Source organism: Pseudomonas sp. GXM4 (assembly GCF_008923895.1).
GTDB classification, from domain to species: domain Bacteria; phylum Pseudomonadota; class Gammaproteobacteria; order Pseudomonadales; family Pseudomonadaceae; genus Aquipseudomonas; species Aquipseudomonas atacamensis.
In genome coordinates, this window is sequence record NZ_WBRZ01000286.1 from 1 (window position 1) to 6635 (window position 6635).

Consider the following 6635-nt stretch of genomic DNA (forward strand, 5'->3'; position numbering starts at 1 on the left):
CCGCGTCCCACAACAGCGGACGCAGAGCGTCCATTGATGCATTCCCACGCGGAGCGTGGGAACGATCATGCAAAAGGGGCTCAATCGAGCCCCTTTTGTTTTAGCTGTTTAGCTGTACACCCGGCCAAGAAGCTGCCGATGGCTTTCAAACTGATCCAGCACATCCCGCGTAATCTGCTCCGGGGTGAAGCCCATCAAGTCGTAGTCCTGGCTGCCATTGTGCAGATACACCTCAGCGCGGTAATAACGCTGACGCGCTTCATCTGATTGCGCCGATTCGGTCGGGGTCGCCAGATAACCATCCAGGCTCACTTCGTAAACGAAAGGGTTGCCCTCTTCCATCTCGACCCGCACGCCCATGCAACGCTTGGCCTTGCCCAGCAGCGTCTGCACTTCAATGCCCTGATTGCGCAACTGCGCCGCTGCATCTTCCAGCGCCGGGGTGACGTGCTTGTCCATGAAGCGCTGCACCACCGATTGGCTCGGCTGCAGATCCAGTTGCGTCAGGCGCTCGCTGAAACCACGGCGCCCGCGCTCGGCCAGTTGCGCTTGCTCCTGTTCGATCTGCACGTCCTGGCGCATCGCCTTGTGCAGGCCGAACATGAAGCAGATCAGCACCACCGAGAACGGCAGGCCGGCCAGCACGACCATGGTCTGCATGGCTTCGAAGTTGCCGGCGAACAGCAGGCCGATGGTCACCAGGGTGATCACCACCGACCAGAAGATCCGCAGCCAGTGCGGCGCGTCTTCATCGACGTTGCCGCCCTTGCAGGAAAGATTCGCCATCATCACCGCACCGGAGTCGGCCGGGGTCAGGAACAGCACGAAGCCGACAAAGATCGACACCCCGATGACGACTTTCGACGCCGGGTAATGCTCAAGCAACTGATAGATCGCCATCGACGGCTGTTCCAGCGCCGTCTTGCCCAGCTCCACCGCGCCCTGATTCATCACCAGATCCAGCGCCGAGTTACCGAAGATCGACAGCCACGCCAAGGTGAAGCCCAGCGGAATCAGCAGCACGCCAGCGACCAGTTCACGCACGCTGCGGCCACGGGAAATCCGCGCAATGAACATGCCCACGAATGGCGCCCAGGAAATCCACCAGGCCCAATAGAACAGGGTCCACAGGCCAAGCCAGCGGTCGGACTTGGCGCTGTCGCCTTCATAGACGTACAGGTCGAAGGTCTTCAGCACCACGCCGTTGAGGTAGTCACCGATGTTCTGCACGAAACCGTTGAGCAGGTGCAAAGTCGGGCCGAACAGCAGAACGAAAATCAGCAGGCCGCTGAACAGCACGATGTTCAGGTTGGACAGTCGACGGATGCCGTTTTCCACACCCGACACGGCAGCGATGGTCGCCACGGTGCTCATGACGATGATGACGATCAGCAGGTTGGTGTTGCTGTGCTCCATGCCGAACAGGTTTTCCAGCCCGGACGAGACTTGCAGCGAGCCAATCCCCAGGTTGGTCACCAGCCCCAGCAGGGTCACGAACATGCCAAAGCCGTCCACTGCGTGCCCGGCGGCGCCTTTGACCCAACGCTCGCCGACCAATGGATACAGCGCCGAACGCAACGCCAGCGGCTGGTTATGCCGATAGGCAAAATACGCCACGGCCAGGCCGACCAGTGCATAGATCGCCCAGCCGTGCAGGCCCCAGTGCAGGAAAGTCAGTTGCACCGCCTGACGCGCGGCCATGTTGGTGGCCGAGGTGCCTTCCGGCGGATTGAAGTAGTGATCCAGTGGCTCGGACGCGCCGAAGTACAGCAGCGAAATGCCGATGCCCGACGAGAACAGCATCCCCGCCCAGGCGCCGTAACTGAAATCCGGGGTGTCGTCCTTGCTGCCCAGTTTGAGTTTGCCGTACGAGGAAAACGCCAGACCGACCACGAACACCAAGTAGGCGGCGATCACCACCATGTAGTACCAGCCGAAGCTGCGCGACAACCAGGCCTGGGCCATGCCCAACATTCTGCCGGCCTCTTGCGGGGCGATGATCAGAATGGCGGTCAACAACAGAATCAGCGCGGTCGAGGTGTAGAACACCCAACCGTTGACCGTCACCTTCTCGGGCGGGGTCTTTATTAGCGAGGCAGAACTCATGGCACAAATGCTCCAGGCAGTGCGAGAGAAGAACACAAGGCATCACGGAACCCGACCAATCGGTTAGTTGGCAGCCGACCGGCGGGTGATATAAAGACACTCCGAAAAAAGCCCGAACCTGCCGAAATGGCGTTGCGTATTCGCTTTCGTGGCCAGAGGCGACGGACGTTCATCCGAAACCTGGCCCCGAGCGTCTTGCCCTTTCAACACGTCCTTCGAATCGCGAACCGCGCCATGCCCCGCGCAGGTTTCGAGCCGTTTCAGGTGTCGGTTTTTATCGTCATTACACGTAGGAATTTTCTGTAGGCAGCGACGAATTGTCGCAGATCTTATTCTTTGTTGATTGAACGTTCAATCAAAACAAAATAGACTGGCCCTCAATCCGATCGGCGTCATTCGCCCCTCGGAAGGCCTAAGGAGATGTGCAAGATGCCCAAGGTCGGTATGCAACCCATCCGCCGCCAACAACTGATCGAAGCCACTTTGCAAGCGGTCGATCAGGTCGGAATGGGGGACGCCAGCATTGCGCTGATCGCCCGTTTGGCCGGTGTCTCGAATGGCATCATCAGTCATTACTTTCAGGACAAGAACGGCCTGATCGCCGCCACGATGCGGTACCTGATGACCGCCCTCAGCGAGAGCGTCACCGCGCGCCGTCAGGCGCTGGCAGATGACAGCCCACGGGCGCATCTGCAGGTGATCATCGAAGGCAACTTCGACGCCAGCCAGGTCAATGGCCCGGCAATGAAAACCTGGCTGGCCTTCTGGGCCACCAGCATGCACCAGCCGTCTTTGCACAGGTTGCAGCGGATCAACGATCACCGTCTGTATTCCAACCTGTGCTGCCAGTTCCGCCGTGTGTTGCCGCTCGAAGATGCGCGCAATGCCGCCCGAGGCCTGGCAGCTTTGATCGACGGTTTGTGGTTGCGCGGCGCGCTGTCGGGAGACGCTTTCGACACGGCGCAGGCGCAACAGATCGCTTACGAATACATGGATTTCCAATTGGCCAAGAAGGTGAGCTAGAGCACACAGAAAATGCTCGGCCCCTGAACTCCACCGCAGCGTGATCGCGGTGGTCAACGCCAACCACCAATGCACTTGCGAGGACACTATGGCCCGTTTCGAACTGCAAAAACTCTACATCGATGGCGCGTACACCGACGCCGGCAGCGACGCCACCTTCGAAGCCATCAACCCGGCGAACGGTGAAGTCCTCGCACTGGTGCAACGTGCGACCAAAGACGACGTCGAGCGCGCTGTGGTCAGCGCCGAAAAGGGCCAGAAAATCTGGGCCGCCATGACCGCCATGGAGCGTTCGCGCATCCTGCGCCGCGCCGTCGACATCCTGCGCGAGCGCAACGATGAGCTGGCCGCGCTGGAAACCCTGGACACCGGCAAATCCTTCTCCGAAACCAAGTACGTCGACATCGTCACCGGCGCTGACGTGCTGGAATACTACGCAGGCCTGGTGCCCGCCATCGAAGGCGAGCAGATCCCGCTGCGTGACACCTCGTTCGTTTACACCCGTCGCGAACCGCTGGGCGTAGTCGCCGGTATCGGCGCGTGGAACTACCCGATCCAGATCGCCCTGTGGAAATCCGCTCCAGCCCTGGCGGCCGGTAACGCGATGATCTTCAAGCCAAGCGAAGTCACCTCGCTGACCACCCTGAAACTGGCCGAGATCTACACCGAAGCCGGCGTGCCGAACGGTGTGTTCAACGTCCTGACCGGTAGCGGCCGCGAAGTCGGCACCTGGCTGACCGAGCACCCGCGCATCGAGAAAATCTCCTTCACTGGCGGCACCGACACCGGCAAGAAAGTCATGGCCAGCGCTTCGGCTTCGTCGCTGAAAGACGTGACCATGGAACTGGGCGGCAAGTCGCCGCTGATCATCTGCGACGACGCCGATCTGGATCGCGCCGCCGACACGGCGATGATGGCCAACTTCTACAGCTCCGGTCAGGTCTGCACCAACGGCACTCGCGTGTTCGTACCGGCGCACCTGAAAGCCGCTTTTGAAGCCAAGATCGTTGAGCGCGTTGCCCGCATCCGCGTTGGCAACCCGGAAGACGAAAACACCAACTTCGGCCCGCTGGTCAGCTTCCCGCACATGGAAAGCGTGTTGGCTTACATCGCCAAGGGTAAAGAAGAAGGCGCACGCGTGCTGTGCGGCGGCGGTCGACTGACGGACGGCGAATTCGCTAAAGGTGCGTTCGTGGCGCCAACCGTGTTCACCGACTGCACCGACGACATGACCATCGTGCGCGAAGAGATCTTCGGCCCGGTGATGGCGATCCTTTCCTACGAAACCGAAGAAGAAGTGATCCGCCGCGCCAACGACACCGACTTCGGCCTGGCCGCCGGTATCGTTACCAAGGACCTGAACCGCGCCCACCGCGTGATTCATCAACTGGAAGCCGGTATCTGCTGGATCAACGCCTGGGGCGAGTCCGACGCAAAAATGCCGGTCGGCGGCTACAAGCAGTCGGGTGTTGGCCGTGAGAACGGGATCAGCTCGCTGAACAACTTCACCCGCATCAAATCGGTACAGGTCGAGCTGGGCGATTACGTCTCGGTGTTCTGATCAGCTAGCTGATCAGCTGCAAGCGGCAAGTTTCAAGCTGCAAGTAAAAGCAGTTTGGGGTTGCCGCCCTCCCCGATTTCGAAGCCACAGCTCGCTGCTTTTTCTTGCAGCTTGAAGCTAGTGGCTTGTAGCTCCCGCAGGAGAATTTATGACTCAAGAATACGACTACATCATCATAGGCGCCGGCTCTGCAGGTAACACACTTGCGACCCGTCTGACTGAAGACGAAGGCGTCACCGTTCTGCTGCTCGAAGCCGGGGGGCCGGACTACCGCCTCGACTTCCGCACGCAGATGCCCGCTGCGCTGGCGTTCCCGCTGCAGGGTCGTCGCTACAACTGGGCCTACGAAACCGATCCAGAGCCGCACATGGACGGTCGCCGGATGGAATGCGGTCGCGGCAAGGGCCTGGGTGGCTCTTCGCTGATCAACGGCATGTGCTACATCCGTGGCAACGCGATGGACTACGACGGCTGGGCGAAACTGCCGGGCCTGGAAGACTGGTCGTACCTCGATTGCCTGCCGTACTTCCGCAAAGCTGAAACCCGTGACATCGGCCCGAACGATTACCACGGTGGCGACGGCCCGGTCAGCGTGACCACGCCGAAAGCCGGCAACAACCCGCTGTTCCACGCCATGGTTGAAGCCGGCGTGCAGGCCGGTTACCCGCGCACCGAAGACCTCAACGGTTACCAGCAGGAAGGCTTCGGCCCGATGGACCGCACCGTGACGCCGAACGGCCGCCGTGCTTCCACCGCCCGTGGCTACCTCGACATCGCCAAGAAGCGTTCGACCCTGACCATCGTCACCCACGCCCTGACCGACAAGATTCTGTTCGAAGGCAAGCGCGCGGTCGGCGTGCGTTACCTGATCGGCGACGCTGAAGAACGTGTTGAAGCCAAGGCGCGCAAGGAAGTTCTGCTGTGCTCCGGCGCCATCGCTTCGCCGCAGATTCTGCAGCGCTCCGGTGTCGGCCCGGCGAAACTGCTGGAAAGCCTCGACATCCCGGTGGTCCACGATCTGCCGGGCGTCGGTGAAAACCTGCAGGATCACCTTGAGCTGTACCTGCAATACGCCTGCACCCAACCGGTTTCGCTGTACCCGTCGCTGCTCTGGTACAACCAGCCGGCGATCGGTGCCGAGTGGCTGTTCAACGGCACCGGCATCGGCGCCAGCAACCAGTTCGAGGCCGGCGGTTTCATTCGTTCGCGTCCGGAATTCGAATGGCCGAACATCCAGTACCACTTCCTGCCGGTGGCGATTAACTACAACGGCAGCAACGGCGTGAAAGAACACGGTTTCCAAGCGCACATGGGTTCCATGCGCTCGCCGAGCCGTGGCCGCATCCAGGTCAAATCCAAGGATCCGCGCCAGCACCCGAGCATCCTGTTCAACTACATGGCCACCGAGCAGGACTGGCAGGAATTCCGCGACGGCATCCGCCTGACCCGCGAAATCATGCAGCAGCCGGCCCTCGACGCGTTCCGTGGTCGCGAAATCAGCCCGGGCATCGAAGTGCAAACCGATGAACAGCTCGACAAGTTCATCCGCGAGCACGCCGAAACCGCGTTCCACCCGTCCTGCTCGTGCAAGATGGGCACCGACGAGATGGCCGTGGTCGATGGCGAAGGTCGTGTGCACGGCATGCAGAGCCTGCGCGTGGTCGATGCTTCGATCATGCCGATCATCACCACCGGCAACCTCAACGCGCCGACGATCATGATGGCCGAGAAAATCGCCGACAAGATCCGCGGCCGCAAGCCGCTGCCGCGCAGCACCGCTGCTTATTACGTCGCGAACGGCGCACCGGTCAAAGGCAAGCCGATGCGGGATATCACACCGGTTACCCAGTAAGTCGTAATACCTCCCCTGATCGTTCCCACGCTCTGCGTGGGAATGCATCCCGGACGCGCCGAGTCCCAAAGCGGACGCAGAGCGTCCATGGCG

Annotated in this window: 4 protein-coding genes; 3 read left to right on the forward strand and 1 reads right to left on the reverse strand. The window is 60.9% G+C overall.

The window, feature by feature from the left end; translation table 11 throughout:
- Positions 1 to 108 precede the first annotated feature (108 nt).
- Entirely contained in the window at positions 109 to 2049 is a 1941-nt protein-coding gene (locus F8N49_RS23890) for a BCCT family transporter (protein ID WP_223630511.1), read from the reverse strand.
- 486 nt (positions 2050 to 2535) lie between these two features.
- Here F8N49_RS23890 and betI point away from each other — a divergent pair, with 486 nt between their 5' ends.
- From betI to betA, 3 genes are all read left to right on the forward strand, one after another.
- Entirely contained in the window at positions 2536 to 3129 is a 594-nt protein-coding gene (betI, locus tag F8N49_RS23895) for a transcriptional regulator BetI (RefSeq protein WP_024014607.1), read from the forward strand.
- An 88-nt stretch (positions 3130 to 3217) separates the two neighbouring features.
- Complete coding sequence (betB, locus tag F8N49_RS23900; protein WP_024014608.1) at positions 3218 to 4690, forward strand: betaine-aldehyde dehydrogenase; 1473 nt, start codon at positions 3218 to 3220, stop codon at positions 4688 to 4690.
- A gap of 148 nt (positions 4691 to 4838) precedes the next feature.
- On the forward strand, positions 4839 to 6542 hold the full coding sequence (betA, locus tag F8N49_RS23905) for a choline dehydrogenase (protein ID WP_122751554.1): 1704 nt from the start codon (positions 4839 to 4841) through the stop codon (positions 6540 to 6542).
- The last annotated feature ends 93 nt before the right edge of the window (positions 6543 to 6635 follow it).

Bases quoted from the DNA above. Each gene is read 5' to 3' on its own strand.
- betA (WP_122751554.1), top strand. From the start codon at position 4,839: ATGACTCAAGAATACGACTACATCATCATAGGCGCCGGCTCTGCAGGT.
- betB (WP_024014608.1), top strand. From the start codon at position 3,218: ATGGCCCGTTTCGAACTGCAAAAACTCTACATCGATGGCGCGTACACC.
- betI (WP_024014607.1), top strand. From the start codon at position 2,536: ATGCCCAAGGTCGGTATGCAACCCATCCGCCGCCAACAACTGATCGAA.